At 69.1% G+C, this 14776-nt stretch carries 17 protein-coding genes; 4 read left to right on the plus strand and 13 right to left on the minus strand.

Annotation, left to right across the window (positions count from 1 at the left end; genetic code table 11):
- Positions 1 to 8: 8 nt before the first annotated feature.
- From atpA to BHU06_RS21225, 6 genes are all read right to left on the minus strand, one after another.
- Entirely contained in the window at positions 9 to 1565 is a 1557-nt protein-coding gene (gene atpA / locus BHU06_RS21200; protein WP_070401221.1) for a F0F1 ATP synthase subunit alpha, read from the minus strand.
- 52 nt (positions 1566 to 1617) lie between these two features.
- The gene (locus tag BHU06_RS21205; protein ID WP_070401222.1) at positions 1618 to 2148 is read right to left on the minus strand and encodes a F0F1 ATP synthase subunit delta; all 531 of its coding nucleotides are present in this window, start codon (positions 2146 to 2148) and stop codon (positions 1618 to 1620) included.
- Between the two features lie 21 nt (positions 2149 to 2169).
- A complete protein-coding gene (locus BHU06_RS21210) occupies positions 2170 to 2640 on the minus strand; it encodes a F0F1 ATP synthase subunit B (protein ID WP_070401223.1) in 471 nt (156 codons plus the stop codon).
- Positions 2641 to 2766: 126 nt separating this feature from the next.
- Positions 2767 to 3012, minus strand: coding sequence for a F0F1 ATP synthase subunit C (atpE, locus tag BHU06_RS21215; RefSeq protein ID WP_009519254.1), 246 nt, complete (start codon positions 3010 to 3012; stop codon positions 2767 to 2769).
- A gap of 77 nt (positions 3013 to 3089) precedes the next feature.
- The gene (gene atpB / locus BHU06_RS21220) at positions 3090 to 3956 is read right to left on the minus strand and encodes a F0F1 ATP synthase subunit A (protein WP_070401224.1); all 867 of its coding nucleotides are present in this window, start codon (positions 3954 to 3956) and stop codon (positions 3090 to 3092) included.
- A gap of 22 nt (positions 3957 to 3978) precedes the next feature.
- Entirely contained in the window at positions 3979 to 4485 is a 507-nt protein-coding gene (locus BHU06_RS21225; RefSeq protein ID WP_070401225.1) for an ATP synthase subunit I, read from the minus strand.
- Positions 4486 to 4626: 141 nt separating this feature from the next.
- Between BHU06_RS21225 and BHU06_RS21230 the strand changes: the two genes are divergently transcribed.
- The 4 genes from BHU06_RS21230 to lipA are packed head-to-tail and all read left to right on the plus strand — an operon-like array spanning position 4627 to position 7496.
- A complete protein-coding gene (locus BHU06_RS21230) occupies positions 4627 to 5502 on the plus strand; it encodes a D-amino acid aminotransferase (RefSeq protein WP_070401226.1) in 876 nt (291 codons plus the stop codon).
- 9 nt (positions 5503 to 5511) lie between these two features.
- The gene (locus BHU06_RS21235) at positions 5512 to 5796 is read left to right on the plus strand and encodes a DUF493 family protein (RefSeq protein WP_070401227.1); all 285 of its coding nucleotides are present in this window, start codon (positions 5512 to 5514) and stop codon (positions 5794 to 5796) included.
- A gap of 4 nt (positions 5797 to 5800) precedes the next feature.
- On the plus strand, positions 5801 to 6493 hold the full coding sequence (lipB, locus tag BHU06_RS21240; RefSeq protein ID WP_070401228.1) for a lipoyl(octanoyl) transferase LipB: 693 nt from the start codon (positions 5801 to 5803) through the stop codon (positions 6491 to 6493).
- Positions 6494 to 6515: 22 nt separating this feature from the next.
- Positions 6516 to 7496 (plus strand): lipoyl synthase, encoded by a 981-nt coding sequence (lipA, locus tag BHU06_RS21245; RefSeq protein WP_070401229.1) that lies wholly within the window; start codon positions 6516 to 6518, stop codon positions 7494 to 7496.
- 13 nt (positions 7497 to 7509) lie between these two features.
- Here lipA and BHU06_RS21250 read toward each other — a convergent pair whose 3' ends face one another.
- The 7 genes from BHU06_RS21250 to BHU06_RS21280 form a co-directional block, all read right to left on the minus strand.
- Positions 7510 to 8865, minus strand: a complete 1356-nt coding sequence (locus BHU06_RS21250) for an amidase (RefSeq protein WP_070401230.1) — start codon at positions 8863 to 8865, stop codon at positions 7510 to 7512.
- On the minus strand, positions 8865 to 10031 hold the full coding sequence (locus tag BHU06_RS21255) for an ABC transporter substrate-binding protein (RefSeq protein WP_070401231.1): 1167 nt from the start codon (positions 10029 to 10031) through the stop codon (positions 8865 to 8867). The genes BHU06_RS21250 and BHU06_RS21255 overlap by 1 nt, the downstream gene beginning before the upstream one ends.
- A 62-nt stretch (positions 10032 to 10093) precedes the next feature.
- A complete protein-coding gene (locus tag BHU06_RS21260; RefSeq protein ID WP_070401232.1) occupies positions 10094 to 10810 on the minus strand; it encodes an ABC transporter ATP-binding protein in 717 nt (238 codons plus the stop codon).
- Positions 10803 to 11594, minus strand: a complete 792-nt coding sequence (locus BHU06_RS21265) for an ABC transporter ATP-binding protein (RefSeq protein WP_070401233.1) — start codon at positions 11592 to 11594, stop codon at positions 10803 to 10805. Before BHU06_RS21265 ends, BHU06_RS21260 begins: the two co-directional genes overlap by 8 nt.
- On the minus strand, positions 11591 to 12556 hold the full coding sequence (locus tag BHU06_RS21270; RefSeq protein WP_070401234.1) for a branched-chain amino acid ABC transporter permease: 966 nt from the start codon (positions 12554 to 12556) through the stop codon (positions 11591 to 11593). The genes BHU06_RS21265 and BHU06_RS21270 overlap by 4 nt, the downstream gene beginning before the upstream one ends.
- A gap of 126 nt (positions 12557 to 12682) precedes the next feature.
- Positions 12683 to 13543: a branched-chain amino acid ABC transporter permease gene (locus tag BHU06_RS21275; protein ID WP_070401235.1), complete on the minus strand. Its 861-nt coding sequence runs from the start codon at positions 13541 to 13543 to the stop codon at positions 12683 to 12685.
- 33 nt (positions 13544 to 13576) lie between these two features.
- Positions 13577 to 14770, minus strand: coding sequence for an ABC transporter substrate-binding protein (locus BHU06_RS21280; RefSeq protein ID WP_083293372.1), 1194 nt, complete (start codon positions 14768 to 14770; stop codon positions 13577 to 13579).
- Positions 14771 to 14776: the final 6 nt, after the last annotated feature.

The following is a 14776-nucleotide window of genomic DNA, read 5'->3' on the forward strand; positions in this document are numbered from 1 at the left end:
TGGGGCGCTCAGTACGTGCCGGTTTTCTTGAACTCGGCGATGGCCGCCGACAGCTGGGCTTCGGCGTCCTTGTCCATGGCCTTGTCGTTCTGCAGCTTGCTCAGCAGCGCGGCGTGCTTGTCCTTCAGGAAGGCGTGCAAGCCCGACTCGAAGGCCAGCACCTTCTTCACGTCGACGTCGTCCAGGAAGCCCTTGTTCACCGCGAACAGCGACGCGGCCATCAGGCTGATGGACTGCGGGCTGTACTGGGCCTGCTTGAGCAGTTCGGTCACGCGGGCACCGCGGTCGAGCTGTTTGCGGGTGGCTTCGTCGAGGTCGGAGGCGAACTGCGCGAAGGCCGCGAGTTCACGGTACTGCGCGAGGTCGGTACGGATACCGCCGGACAGGCCCTTGATCAGCTTGGTCTGGGCGGCACCACCCACGCGCGACACCGAGATACCCGCGTTGATGGCGGGACGGATGCCGGCGTTGAAGAGGTTGGTCTCCAGGAAGATCTGGCCGTCGGTGATCGAGATCACGTTGGTCGGCACGAAGGCGGACACGTCGCCGGCCTGCGTCTCGATGATGGGCAGCGCGGTCAGCGAGCCGGTCTTGCCCTTGACTTCACCCTTGGTGAAGGCTTCGACGTAGTCGGCGTTGACGCGGGCGGCGCGCTCGAGCAGGCGGCTGTGCAGGTAGAACACGTCGCCGGGGTAGGCTTCGCGGCCCGGCGGGCGGCGCAGCAGCAGCGAGACCTGGCGGTAGGCCACGGCCTGCTTGGACAGGTCGTCGTACACGATGAGGGCGTCCTGGCCACGGTCGCGGAAGTACTCGCCCATGGTGCAGCCCGAGTAGGCCGACAGGTACTGCATGGCGGCCGATTCGGAGGCCGAGGCGGCGACGACGATGGTGTAGTCCATCGCACCGGCCTGCTCCAGGGCGCGCACCACGTTCTTGATCGACGACGCCTTCTGGCCGATGGCGACGTAGATGCAGGTCATGTTCTGACCCTTCTGGTTGATGATCGCGTCGATCGCCACGGCGGTCTTGCCGGTCTGGCGGTCGCCGATGATCAGCTCGCGCTGGCCACGGCCGACAGGCACCATGGAGTCGATGGACTTCAGGCCGGTCTGCACCGGCTGGTCGACCGACTGGCGCGCGATCACGCCCGGGGCGACCTTCTCGATCACGTCGGTCAGCTTGGCGTTGATCGGGCCCTTGCCGTCGATGGGCTGACCCAGGGCGTTCACCACGCGGCCCACGAGCTCGGGGCCCACGGGCACTTCCAGAATGCGGCCCGTGCACTTGACGGTGTCGCCTTCGGAGATGTGCTCGTACTCGCCCAGCACCACGGCGCCGACGGAGTCGCGCTCGAGGTTGAGCGCCAGGCCGAAGGAAGGCACGCCGTCCTTGTTGGCCGGGAATTCGAGCATCTCGCCCTGCATCACGTCGGACAGGCCGTGCACGCGCACGATGCCGTCGGTGACGGACACCACGGTGCCCTGGTTGCGCACGTCGCTGCTGGCCGCCAGGCCCTCGATGCGGGACTTGATCAGTTCGGAAATTTCGGCGGGATTGAGTTGCATGACTCTTTCCTTCTTTCGTTGATTGGTATGCGGCGCGCCCGACGTCCGGCCATCAGGCCGTGAGGGCAACTTTCATCTGTTCCAGGCGGGCCTTGACGGAGGTGTCCAGCACCTCGTCACCGACCACCACGCGAATGCCGCCGATGAGCTCGGGCTGCACTTGCACCTGCAGGTTGAGCGGGCGGGCGAAGCGCTTCTCGAGCACGGCCGACAGGTCGGCCAGGGCCGAGGGCTCGATCGGGAAGGCGCTGTACACCGTGGCGTCGGCCGATCCCTGCTGGGCGTTCTTGAGCGCGCGGAACTGGGCGGCGATCTCGGGCAGCGCGGCCAGGCGGTCATTGTCGATCACCGTGCGCAGGAAGTTCTGGCCGGCGGTCGGCAGCGGGCTCTTGAGCACGCCACCGATGAGATCGAACACCTGCTGGGGCGAGACCTTGGGGTTGTCGGCGAACTGGCGCAGCCCCGCATCGGCGGCCACGGTGGCCAGGGCGTCAAGCCAGGCCGCCGTGCCGGCGGCATCCTGGCCGCAGGCCTTGAACAGCGCTTCCGCGTACGGGCGGGCAATGGTGGCGATTTCGGCCATGGTCGTCTCGTGTTGGACCGATCAGAGCTCGGTCTTCAGGCGGTTGAGCAGGTCGGCGTGCACGCCGGCGTTGACTTCCTTGCGCAGGATCTGCTCGGCGCCCTTGACGGCCAGCGCGGCCACCTGCTCGCGCAGCGTCTCGCGGGCCTTGACGACCTGCTGCTCGGCTTCCTGGCGCGCGGCGGCCACGATCTTGGCGGCCTCGTCGTTGGCGCGGGCCTTGGCCTCTTCGATGATGGTCTGCGCGCGGCGCTCAGCGTCGGCCAGGCGGGTGGCGGACTCGTTGCGCGACTTGCCCAGCTCCTCTTCGACGCGCTTGTTGGTCGCGGCGAGTTCGGTCTTGGCCTTCTCGGCGGCGGCCAGGCCTTCGGAAATCTTCAGCGCGCGCTCATCGAGAGCCTTTGCGATCGGTGGCCAGATGAACTTCATCGTGAACCAGATCAGGATCGCGAAGACGATGGCCTGCGCAAAGAGGGTTGCATTGATGTTCATCGCAACGCCTTTCTGTGTGGACTAAGGGAAAAACACACCGGCGACCCGGCGGACGGACCGAGGCGGCGGCGGGCGCTGCGCCCGCTCACCGCGATGGCCACGCCCGCGCGGGGCCGACCAACCGATTTACAGCGTGAAGGGGTTGGCGAAGGCGAACAGCAGGGCGATGGCCACGCCGATCAGGAAAGCTGCGTCGATCAGGCCGGCCAGGATGAACATCTTGGTCTGCAGGTCGTTCATGAGTTCGGGCTGACGGGCCGACGACTCGAGGAACTTGCCGCCCATCAGCGCGATGCCGATGGAAGCGCCGATGGCGCCCAGACCGACGATGAGGCCGCAAGCCAGAGCGACGAGACCCAGAACGTTTTCCATGATGACTCCTATTGAGATGGAAGTTTGCTGATTGAGAAAAGGAACGAAATTACCCGAGCGCGTCCTGGACGGTCGCGTCAGTGAGCGTCATGCGCCTGCCCCAGGTAGATAAGGGCCAGCATCATGAAGATGAACGCCTGCAAGGTGATGACCAGGATGTGGAACAAGGTCCACACCGTGCCGGCGATCAGGTGTCCGACGAAGAAGAGTCCACCGCCGAGCGAGAGGGTGGCATAGGCCCCCAGCAGCGCGATCAGCATGAACACCAGCTCACCCGCGAACATGTTGCCAAACAACCGCATGCCGTGCGAAACCGTCTTCGCCACGAACTCGATCATTTGCATCAGGAAGTTGACCACGCCCAACAGCACCGCCCAGAGCGGGTTCTTGCTGGTGCCGAAGGGAGCGGACACCAATTCATGCGCCCAGCCACCCAGGCCCTTGATCTTGATGTTGTAGAACAGGCAGAGCAGCAGGACGGAGACGGACAGACCCAGGGTCGTGGACAGGTCGGCCGTGGGCACGACGCGCAGGTAGTCCTTGAAGCCCATGGCGGGGCCGGCGCTGTGCCAGATCTGGGGAATCAGGTCGACCGGGATCATGTCCATGAAGTTCATCAGGAAGATCCAGACGAACACGGCCAGGGCGAGAGGGGCGATGAGCTTGCGGCTGGTGGCGTTGTGGATGACGGCCTTGGCCTGGTTGTCCACCATTTCGACCAGGATCTCGACGGCGGCCTGGAAGCGGCCCGGCACGCCGGCGGTGGCCTTGCGCGCGGCCAGCCACAGCACGACGCACATGAGCAGGCCCAGCAGGCTGCTGACGACCACCGAGTCCACGTTGATCACGGAGAAGTCGACGATGCTCGACTGCTTGTGGTTCGTCAGGTGAACGAGGTGGTGGCGAATGTATTCGCCCGGGGTCAGAGTGCCTTCAGCAGCCATTTGTGTGCACCAAAACGCGGAGTCAACCGTTTGCGACCGGCCTACGGGTCTGGAGCAGCACCCCGAACCAGTAGACCTTGAGAACCAACACCAGCCCGATCAGCAGCCCGATCCAGTTCGGCTCGGGCAGGATCCAGACCGCCGCGGCCAGCAGAGCCACCGACAGCAGGACTTTCACGCCCTCCCAGAACAGGAAACCGACCAGCGCGGCCTGCGCAAAGCCCGACGCGAGCCGGGACAAGGCGCTGGAGGTCAATCCGTAGGCCATGAGGGCCGAAGGGATCGCCACCGTTGCCGCGCCGTACAGGACCGACACCGCGACAGAGGCCCGTTGCGTGAGCAACGCGGCAACCGCGGCGGCGAGCAGCCCCACCAGCCACTGCACCCCCACCAGCCGCCAGAGCGATAGCCCCGGCTGGCTGGCGCGCCATTGCCGCGCTTCCTCGCGCGTCAACGGCTTGAATTCGGGTTCTTGCGCCCCATCTCCGGGGTCATCGGTCAGGGGCGGCGTCGGCTTGGCAGTCAGCATGGGTCGACAACGCGGTTGACGGAAAGATGACGGACCGGTCAGGTTCGCAAAGCCATTGATTATACGTAGAAACCCGATGGGCCAGTCAAGGCTCGGGAGCGGTCACGCGCGGGCGAAAACACCCGGCCGGATAATCCCCTCATGAACCCTCCCCTGCCCGATTCGCTCTGCTTTCTCAACGGCGACTACACCGCCCTGCGCGACGCGCGCATCAGCGTGCTCGATCGCGGCTTCATCTTCGGTGATGGCGTCTACGAGGTGCTGCCGGCCTATGGCGGACGGATCTTCCGCTTCACCGAGCACATGGACCGGCTGGACCGCTCGCTGCGCGAGCTGCGCATCGCCAACCCCCACACGCGCGACGAATGGCTGGCGATCGCGCGCCGGCTGATCGCCGACCGCCAGGCCGCGGGCGTGGCCAACCAATTGATCTACCTGCAGGTCACGCGCGGCGTGGCGCCGCGCGACCACGTGATGGTGCCGGGCCTGACGCCCACGGTGTTCGTGATGGCCGGCGAGATGAAGCTGCCCAGCGCCGAGCAGCGCGCCAACGGCGTGGCCTGCGTGACAGCCGACGACTTCCGCTGGCAGAAGGCCCATATCAAAAGCACCAGCCTGCTGGGCGCGGTGTTCGCGCGCCAGATCAGCGCCGACGCCGGCGCGCTGGAGACCGTGATGTTCCGCGACGGCTTCCTCAGCGAGGCCGCGGCCAGCAACGTCTGGGTGGTGAAGAACGGCACCGTGATGGGGCCGCCCAAGGACCACCTGGTGCTGGAAGGCATCCGCTATGGCCTGATCGAGTCGATCTGCCGCGACAACGGCATCCCCTTCGAGCTGCGCCGCGTGTCGCGCGACGAGGTGCTCGCCGCCGACGAGCTGCTGCTGTCCTCGGCCACCAAGGAGGTGCTGCCCATCACCACGCTCGACGGCCGCCCGGTGGGCAATGGCCAGCCCGGCCCGGTGGGCGCGCGCCTGCTGGCCGCCTACCAGCGCGCCGTGGCCGAGCAATCCCTCTGAGGCCACGCCATGGACACGCCACCCGACATCCCGCCCGAGCAGTCGCTCATCACCTACCCCACCCATTTCCCGATCAAGGTGATGGGCGACAACGTCGAGGGCTTCGCCGAGGCCATCGTCGAGGTGGTGCGTAACTTCGACCCGTCCTTCGACGCCGCCACGCTGGAGCGCCGGCCCAGCAAGGCAGGCAACTACATGGGCCTGACGGTGGCCGTGTTCGTCACCAGCCGCGACCAGCTCGACGAGGTCTACCGCACCCTGACCACGCACCCCATGGTCAAGGTCGTGCTCTGATTCCATGGACGTGCGCTGGCTCGGCCGGGCCGCCTACCGGCCCACCTACGAAGCCATGCAGGCCTTCACCGCCGCGCGCACGCCCGACACGCCCGATCAGCTCTGGGTCTGCGAGCACCCGCCGGTGTTCACGCAGGGCCTGGCCGGCCACGAAGACCACCTGCTCGCGCCCGGCGACATCGAGGTGGTGGCCACCAACCGCGGCGGCCAGGTCACGTACCACGGCCCGGGCCAGGTGGTGGCCTACCCGCTGATCGACCTGCAGCGCGCGGGCTACTTCGTCAAGGAATACGTCTACCGCATCGAAGAAGCGGTGATCCGCACGCTGGACCATTTCGGCGTTACCGGCCACCGCGTGGCCGGCGCGCCTGGCATCTATGTGCGGCTGGACGATCCGCGCGGCCACGCGCGGCTGCCGCAGGCGCCCGCGCGGCGCGAGCCCGGCAGCCCGCCGCCCGCGCCCGACTTCGCCGGCCTGGGCAAGATCGCGGCACTGGGCATCAAGGTGAGCCGGCACTGCACCTACCACGGCGTGGCCCTGAACGTGGCCATGGACCTGCAACCCTTCCACCGTATCAACCCGTGCGGCTACGCCGGGCTGCAAACGGTGGACCTTTCTACAATCGGCGTCCCCGTCACCTGGGACGACGCGGCCATTGTCCTGAGCCAGAAGCTCGGCGCACTGCTGGCCCCTTGAGCCCATCGCCACCCCCTTCGCCATGAGCACGACCTACGATCCCACCGCCAAGCAGAAAAGCCAGGCCAAGACCGCGCGCATCCCCATCAAGATCGTGCCGGCCGAGACGCTCAAGAAGCCGGAGTGGATCCGCGTCAAGGCGGGCAGCCCGAGCACCCGCTTCTACGAGATCAAGGACATCCTGCGCAGCAACAAGCTGGTGACAGTGTGCGAGGAGGCCAGCTGCCCCAACATCGGCGAGTGCTTCGGCAAGGGCACGGCCACCTTCATGATCATGGGCGACAAGTGCACGCGCCGCTGCCCGTTCTGCGACGTCGGCCACGGCCGCCCCGATCCGCTGGACGCGGACGAGCCGGTCAACCTGGCCAAGACCATCGCCCAGCTCCAGCTGAAATACGTGGTGATCACCAGCGTGGACCGCGACGATCTGCGCGACGGCGGAGCGGGCCATTTCGTCGAGTGCATCCGCAAGACGCGCGAGCTCTCCCCCCAGACCACCATCGAGGTGCTGGTGCCCGACTTCCGCGGTCGCGACGACCGAGCGCTGGACATCCTGAAGGCCGCGCCGCCCGACGTGATGAACCACAACCTGGAGACCGTGCCGCGCCTGTACAAGGAAGCGCGCCCGGGTTCGGACTACGCCTTCAGCCTGAACCTGCTCAAGAAGTTCAAGGCCCTGTTCCCGAACGTGCCGACCAAGAGCGGCATCATGGTCGGCCTGGGCGAGACCGACGAGGAGATCCTGCAGGTGATGCAGGACATGCGCGCGCACGGCATCGACATGCTCACCATCGGGCAGTACCTGTCGCCCAGCGGCCACCACCTGCCGGTGCGCCGCTACGTGCACCCCGACACCTTCAAGATGTTCGAGGCCAAGGCCTACGAGATGGGCTTCACCCACGCCGCCGTGGGCGCCATGGTGCGCAGCAGCTACCACGCCGACCAGCAGGCCCACGGCGTGCTGGAAGCGCTGGCGGCGCCGGCTTCCGCCGGCCCGCGCTGAGCGCCCGGCCCGCTCAGCGGGCCCCGGCCAGCAGCGCCTCGATGCGCGCGCCGGCCTGCAAGACCGCCGCGTCCTGGAAGCGCGGCCCCACCACCTGCACGCCGAAGGGCGCGCCCTCGGCGTCGGCGCCCAGCGGCAGGCTCAGCGCCGGCTGCTGCGTGAGGTTGAACGGGTAGGTGAAACCGCCCACGGCCTCGAACCAGGGCCCGGCGCCCACCTCGCCCAGCGGCGGCGCCGCGCCCGGCGTGGCCGGCGTGATCAGCAGGTCGACGTCGGCGAAGCGCTGCGCCAGCGCACCGGTCCAGGCGCGCAGGCGGGCGCGGGCGCGCGCCAGCTCGGCCGGCGCCTGCGCGGCGCCCTGCCCGTACGCGTCGCGCAGGCCGGGCGAGAGCCGCTCGCGCTGCGCCTCGGTCCAGTCCACGAAGGACTCATGGATGCGCGACAGCCAGACGCGCCACATGTCCTCGGCCCGGTCGCTCGCGGCCTCGGGCCAGTGGATCAGCGTGTGGCCCGCGCCGGCCAGGCGCTCCACCAGTGCCGCCACGGCCTCGGCCATGGCCGGCTGCACGGCCCGCGACGAGCCCAGCGACAGCGTCCAGGCCACGCGCAGGGCGCGGGCGGGCGGCGCCTCGGTCCGCGCGAACAGCGAAGAAGGGTCGCGCGCGTCGGCTTGCGACAGCACGCGCATGGCCAGGGCGCAGTCGGCCACCGAGCGCGTGAACGTGCCCAGGTGCGCGAACTCGGCGAAAGCGCTGGCCGGCGCGAGCGGGATGGCGCCGAAGCTGGGCTTGAAGCCCACCGTGCCGCTCCACGACGCGGGCAGGCGCACCGAGCCGCCGGCGTCGCTGCCCAGGGCCAGCGGCCCCCAGCCAGCGGCCACCTGCGCGGCCGCCCCGCTGCTGGAGCCGCCGATCTCGCGGCCCGGCGCCGCGGGGTTGCGGGTGGTGCCGGCCTGCGGGTTCGACGAACCCACGGTCCAGCCGAACTCGGTGGTGGTGGTCTTGCCGAACAGCACCGCGCCGCCCGCGCGCAGCGGCGCCACGCCGGGCGCGTCCTGCGGCACGGGGTCGTCGCTGCCGCTCAGCGAGCCGCGCCGCGTGGGCCAGCCGGCCACGTTCACCAGGTCCTTGATGGAGACCGGCACGCCGTCCAGCACCGACAGGGGCCGGCCCTCATGCCAGCGCCGGCCCGAGGCCTCGGCCTCGCGCGCGGCCGCCGCGCGGTCGAGCAGGCAGAAGGCGTTGATGCCGCGCGCGTCGGCCTCGATGGCGTCGAACAGCTGGTCCAGCGCCTGCAGCGGGTGCAGGCGGCCATCGCGGTAGGCCGCGGTCAGCCCGGCGACGTCCAGGGACAGGGCGTCGACGGCCATCAGGGCGCCGCCTTGAAGGTTTCGAACTCGACGTTGTAGTAGGCGCCGTCCTGCTTCTCGAAGCGGCGGATGTACTGGTCGTGCACCACGTCGCGGCTGTTCTTGTCGATGGTCAGGCTGCCGCGCGGGCTGTCGATCTTCAGCCCGGCGAGCGCGGCGATCAGCGTCGGCCCGTCGGCCTTGCCGCCGGTCTTGGCCAGCGCCGCGTACAGCGCGGCCATGCCGTCGTAGGCGGCCACGCCCATGATGGTGGGGCGCGACTTCGCATCGCGCTGGGCCTTGAACTCGCGCACGAAGCGCTCGTTCAGCGCCGACTTGTGGTGCATGGAATAGGGGTACACGGTGGTGATGCCCACGCCGCGCTCGCCGATCGCCTCGACCAGGGCCTCGTCGACGATGTCGCCGGTGCCGATGAGCTGGATGCCGGCCTCGGGCAGGCCCTTGTCGCGGTACTCCTTGATGAAGGCCGGCGCCACGTCGCCGCCGTTGACGAAGGAGAACAGCACATCGGGCCGGGCGTCCTTCACGCGCTGCATGTAGGGCGCGAAGTCCAGCGTCATGAGCGGCGTGCGCACGCTGCCCACGATCTCGCCGCCGGCCTTCTTGAAGGCCGCGATGAAGGCCGCCTCGGCGTCGTGGCCCGGCGAGTAGTCGGCCACGATCACATAGGCCTTCTTCGCGCCCTGCTGGATGGCCCACTGCGCGATCGGCGGCACGGTCTCCGGGTAGTGGAAGGAGGTGCGCACCATGTAGGGCGACTTGGCGGTGAGCCCGCCGGCGGCCGCGTTCATGACGATCATGGGCACCTTGGCCTGGGTGGCGATGGGCGCCACCGCCAGCGCGTTCGGCGTGAAGCCGAAGCCCGCGAGCACGTTCACCTTCTCGCGCACCACCAGTTCGGTGGCGATGCGCTTGGCCGCGTCGGGGTTGGGCCCGCCCACGTCCTTGATCACCACCTCCACGCGCTTGCCGGCCACGCTGTCGCCGTGCATCTTCTGGTAGGCCCGTATGCCGGCCTGCATCTGCTTGCCGAATTCGGCGAAGGGGCCGGACATCTCGGCGATGACGCCGACACGCACGATGTCCTGGGCGAAGGCGGCGGGTGCGGCCGCCAGACCCAAGGCGACGAGCGCGCCACCAAGGGCTTTCTGGAAAGGGAATGGCATGACAGGTGTCCTCATGGGGGGTTGAACCGGGCGCCCCGGCGCCCGCGATGGAATCGGGGGGGTCAGGCGGGTTCGGCGATGCCCACGCCCAGCAGGCCTTCGAGCAGGGCCGCGTCCTGGGCCAGCGCCGCGCTCGGCCCCGCGTGCACCACGGTGCCGCGCTCCAGCACGATGGCCTGGTGCGTCATCTCCAGCGCCAGCACGGGGTGCTGCTCCACGACGATGGACGCCAGACCTTCCTGCTCGCAGAGCCGGCGGATCGAGACCGCCAACTCCTCCACGACGATGGGCGCCAGGCCTTCCATGGGCTCGTCCAGCAGCAGCAGGCGCGGGTTGGTCATCAGCGCGCGGCCGATGGCCAGCATCTGCTGCTCGCCGCCCGAGAGCTGGTTGCCGTAGTTGCCGCGCCGCTCGCGCAGGCGCGGGAACAGCCCGTACACGCGCCGCAGGTTCCACGGCCCCTTGGTGGCGATCACCGTGAGGTTCTCCTCCACCGTGAGCGAGGGAAAGACCTCGCGCTCCTGCGGCACCCAGCCCAGGCCGGCGCCGGCGCGGCGGTGCGAGGGCCAGCGCGTGATGTCCTGCCCGGCCCAGCGCACGGCGCCGCGCATCACGCGGGTGTTGCCCATCAGGGTTTCGAGCAGCGAGGTCTTGCCCACGCCGTTGCGGCCCAGCACGGCGAGGCTCTGTCCCTCGTCGAGCGAAAAGTCCAGTTCGTGCAGCACGACGGCGTTGCCGTAGCCGGCCACCACCCGGTCGAAAGCCAGCAGCTCAGCCATGCGCCACCTCCACGGGGATGGCGCGCGTGGCCTGCGTGTGGGACTGGCCCAGGTAAACCTCGCGCACGCGCGGGTCGCGACCGATCTCGGTCGGCGTGCCCTCGGTGAGCACCTGCCCCGTGACCAGCACCGAGATGCGGCGCGCGAAGCGAAAGACCAGTTTCATGTCGTGTTCGATGAAGAGGACGCTGATGTCCGCCGGCAGCGCGGCGATGACCTCGAAGAGCTCGCCACTCTCGTCCTCCGGCACGCCGGCGGCCGGCTCGTCGAGCAGCAGGATGCGCGGCTTGGCCGCCATGGCCAGCGCGATCTCCAGCAGGCGCTGCTTGCCGTAGGGCAGCTCGGCCACCGGTACCTCGGCCAGCGCATCGAGCTTCAGGCGCCCGAGCAGCTCGTGCGCCTCCGCGTAGACGGCGGCGTGGCGCTTGAGCGGGCGCCACCACACGGCGCCCAGGCCCTCGCGTTCGCTGATCGCCAGCACCACCGAGCTCAGCGGCGTGAGGCTGGGGAACAGGGTGTTGATCTGGAAGGTGCGGGCCAGGCCGCGGCGCGCGCGGCGGTCGGCCGACAGCGCGGTCACGTCCTCGCCGTTCATGAGCACGCGGCCGGCCGAGGGCTTGTAGACGCCGGTGAGCAGGTTGATCAGCGTGGTCTTGCCGGCGCCGTTGGGGCCGATCAGGGCCTGGCGCGCGCCGGGCTCCAGCGACAGGCTCACCTCGCTCACCGCGCGGAAGGCGCCGAAGGAGATGCCCAGGCCATGGGTCTGCAGGGCGGGCGTGTTCATCGGGCGTCCTCCCGGGTCTGGAACAGGCGCGAGAGCGCGCCCATGAGGCCACCGCGGCCCATCAGCACCGCGGCGATGAGGAAGAGGCCCAGCCAGAACTGCCAGTACTGCGGGTTCATGTCGGCGAACCAGTCGTGCACCAGCATGTAGACGATGGCGCCGATCAGGCCGCCGTACAGGCGCCCCGTGCCGCCCAACACCAGGATGATCAGGATCTCGGCCGAGCGGTTGAAGCCGATCGATTCGATGCCGACGAACTGCGTGGTCTGCGCCAGCAGCGCGCCCGCGACGCCGGCCACGCCGGCCGACAGCGCGTAGGCCAGGCGCAGGCGCGCGTCCACCGGCGAGCCGATGGCCAGCATGCGCTTGCGGCTGTCGTGGATGCCGCGCAGCGCCAGGCCGAAGGGCGAGCGCAGGATCAGCCGCACGCCCAGAAAGACCAGCAGCACGATGAAGAAGGCGTAGACGAAGGCGGTCTGGCCGAACAGGTCGAACTCGAAGCGGCCGAACAGCGGCTGCACCACCATGCCCTGCAGGCCGTCGGTGCCGCCGGTGATGCCCGAAAGCCGGTTCGCCAGCTCGGCCAGCAGCATGCACACGCCGATGGTGATCATCAGCCGCGCCAGGTCGGTGCCGCGCACCACCAGGGCGCTGAGCAGGTAGCCGAGCGCCACGCAGACCAGCAGCGCCACCAGCAGGCCCGAGAAGGGTTCGCCCCAGCCATGCTTGGCCAGCAGGCCGGCCGCGTAGGCGCCCGCGCCGAAGAAGGCCGCGTGGCCCACGGTGAGGATGCCGGCGTAGCCCAGGGCCATGTCCAGCGACACGGCGAACAGGCCGAAGATGAGGATCTGGCTCATCAGGCTCAGGTGCTCGGGCAGCAGGAAGTAGCACGAGCCCAGGGCCAGCCAGAAGAACACCTCGGCCGTGCGCAGCTGCGCGGGCTTCAAAACAATGGGTTTCATATCAGCGGCGCCCCAGATGCGGCGTTTGAAGCGAGGCCAGGCAGAGGCACCGCGGGACCGGCTTGGCCGGACCGCAGGTGCCGCCCCCTTGAGGGGGTCGCGCGAAGCGCGGCGGGGGTGTTCGGATCACGCCAAGCCCTTTCGCGGGACGATCCCGTTGGGCCGCACGAGCAGCATGACGATCATGACCACGTAGATGAGGAAGGCGCCCGCCTCGGGCAGGTAGTACTTGCCGGCCACGTCCACGATGCCCACCAGCAGCGCGGCCACGAAGGGGCCGGTGATGGTGCCGGCGCCGCCGACGCAGACCACGATGAGGAAGTACACGAGGTACTTCAGCGGAAAGCTGGGCTCCAGCCCCAGCATTCCCAGGCTGAGCGCGCCGCCCAGGCCCGCCAGGCCGCAGCCCAGCGAGAAGGTGAGGAAGAACAGGCGCTGCACCGGAATGCCGGTGCCGGCGGCCACGCGCTGGTTGTCCACCGCCGCGCGCACCATGGCGCCGTAACGCGTGCGCCCCAGGCCCAGCAGCAGCGCCGCGAGCACCAGCAGGCCGCAGACGATGAGGAACAGGCGGTAGCGGCTCACCTCCAGGCCCAGCAGGGACAGGCGGCCGTCGAGGGACTCGGGCAGCTTGAACGGCTGCATCGTGGGCCCGAAGAACCAGGTGAAGGCCGCCACCGACACGAACACGATGCCGATGGACAGCAGCACCTGGTCGAGCGGGTGCGCCTTGTAGAGCCGCCGGTAGAGCAGCGCCTCGAACAGCGCGCCCACCAGCGCCGCGGCGACGAAGGCCGCCGCGAGCGCGGGGTAGAAGCCCAGGCCGTAGCGGTTCATCAGCAGCGCCGCCGCGTAGCCGCCCACCATGGCGAAGCTGCCATGGGCCAGGTTCACGAAGTTCATCAGGCCCATCGTGATGGACAGGCCCACTGCTATGAGGAACAGGAGCATGCCGTAGGCCACTCCGTCGAAGATCACGATCGCCATGGGGATCCGTTCACAAGTCCGCCGGGCGCGCGCTCAAGGGGCGGCCTTGGCCGGGTCCTTCACGCGCTCGAACTGGTCGAACTCCACGTTGACGAGCTTGCCGTTCACGCGTTCGGTCTTGCGGATGTAGACGGTCTGCACGATGTCGCGCGTGGCGGCGTCGATCTCCACCGGGCCGCGCGGGCTCTCGAACTGCAGGCCCTTGAGGGCGTCCATGACCTTCTCGCCGCGGGTGTCGCCCTGGGTCTTGGCCAGCGCGGCCTCGATGGCCGAGAGCGCGTCGTAGGCCGAGACGGCGAAGTAGCTCGGGCGCATGGCCTTGCCGAACTGGGCCTCGAAGTCCTTCACGAACTTCTGGTTCTTGGCCGAGGGGTGCGCATAGGAGTAGTGGTGGCTGGTGACCAGGCCCAGGGCCACGTCGCCGGTGGCGTCGAGGTAGCTGTCGTCGGTGGCTTCGCCGGTGGCGAAGAGCTGGATGCCGGCGGCCTCCATGCCGCGCTCCTTCCACACCTTCAGGAAGGCCGGCGGCATCACGCCCGAGGGGAAGAAGAAGAACACCGCCTGCGGCTTGGCGTCCTTGATGCGCTGCACGTAGGCCGAGAAGTCGGGGTTGTTCATGGGCGTGCGCAGCTCGCCGGCGATCTGGCCGCCGCCGGCCGTGAAGGCCTTCTTGAACGCGGTCTCGGCATCGACGCCCGAGGCGTAGTCGGCGACCACGGTGTAGACGTTGTTCACGCCCTTGCGCAGCAGCCAGCGCGCCATCGGGTCCGACACCTGCTGCACCGTGAACGAAACGCGTGCGATGTAGGGCGAGCTGGTGGTGATGGCCGAGGACGAGGCGTTGGCCACGATGGTGGGCACCTTGGCCTGGGTGGCGATGGGCGCGACGGCATAGGCGTTGGGGCTGAAGTCCAGGCCGGTGATGAAGCTCACCTTGTCGCGCACCACCAGTTCCTGGGCGAAGCGCTTGGCCGCGTCGGGCGCGGGGCCGGCGGTGTCCTTCTTGACGATCTGCACCGGCCGGCCGGCGATCTGGCCGTTGCGCTCCTTGAGGAAGAGCGCGATGCCGGCGTCGAACTGGCGGCCGTAGTCGGCGTAGGGACCGGAGTAGGTGGCGATCAGGCCGATGCGCAGCGGCTCGGCGGCCTGCGCGGCCCCGAGCGCGCCCAGGGCGCCGAGGCCGGCCAGGCCGAGTGCGGCGATGGCTTGTCGTTTGGTGAGGGTCATGGTGGG

The sequence above is a fragment of the Hydrogenophaga sp. PML113 genome (assembly GCF_001777155.1).
Classification (GTDB): Bacteria; Pseudomonadota; Gammaproteobacteria; order Burkholderiales; family Burkholderiaceae_C; genus Hydrogenophaga; species Hydrogenophaga borbori.